Origin of the sequence: Jiella avicenniae (genome assembly GCF_021390325.1) — a bacterium.
GTDB classification, from domain to species: Bacteria; Pseudomonadota; Alphaproteobacteria; order Rhizobiales; family Rhizobiaceae; genus Jiella; species Jiella avicenniae.
The window spans coordinates 1-843 of record NZ_JAJUWU010000052.1; the positions used below are offsets into that span (position 1 = coordinate 1).

Annotated in this window: 1 pseudogene; it reads left to right on the plus strand. The window is 63.1% G+C overall.

What is annotated here, in order from left to right:
• Positions 1-73 precede the first annotated feature (73 nt).
• Positions 74-831: pseudogene (locus LZD57_RS23945) on the plus strand (IS5 family transposase).
• Positions 832-843 lie beyond the last annotated feature (12 nt).

Here is an 843-nt window from a genome sequence, read left to right on the forward strand (position 1 = left end):
CTAGAGAGCGTCTCCATAAACGGGTTCATCTGAGCGGCACGATCTGATTCATTCTCCTTGAAAGGAGAATGCCATGCGTCGTCATGAACTCACGGATCAGGAATGGGCGGTGATCGAGCCGCTGCTACCGCGAAACAGCCGCGGCGTTGCACGGGTCGACGATCGCCGAGTGATCAACGGAATCCTGTGGCGGTTTCGCACGGGCTCGTCCTGGCGCGACGTGCCGGAGCGCTACGGCCCCCGCACCACGCTCTACAACCGCTTCTCCCGCTGGCGGGCTGCCGGTGTCTGGGATCGTCTTCTGGCAGCGGTCTCCGAGGCTTACGACGGAGACATCGTGATGATCGACTCATCTTGCGTTCGCGTTCACCAGCATGGTGCCGGCGCGAAAAAGGGGGATCCGCCGATCCTTGCATGGGACATTCCCGTGGCGGCCTGACCACCAAGATCCATGCCCTCGTCGATGCCGAGGGGCGCCCGGTGCGCCTCGAACTCACAGCCGGACAAGCCGGCGACGCGCCAATGGCCAACCGCCTCCTGGAAGCGGTCGCACCCGGAGCGACTGTCATTGCCGACAAGGCTTACGACACCGACGGCATCCGCTCCTTCGTCGCCGGTCGAAAGGCGTGGGCGAACATTCCGCCGCGCTCGATCCGCAAAGACACCTTCGCCTTCAGCCGCTGGGTTTACCGCCAGCGCAACCTCGTCGAGCGCTTCTTCAATCGCATCAAACAGATGCGGGGCCTTGCCACCCGTTATGACCGACGGGCCGACAACTTCATGGCCGCGCTCAAGCTCGCTGCCATCCGCATCTGGATCAATGCACAATGAGTCCGCGCCCTA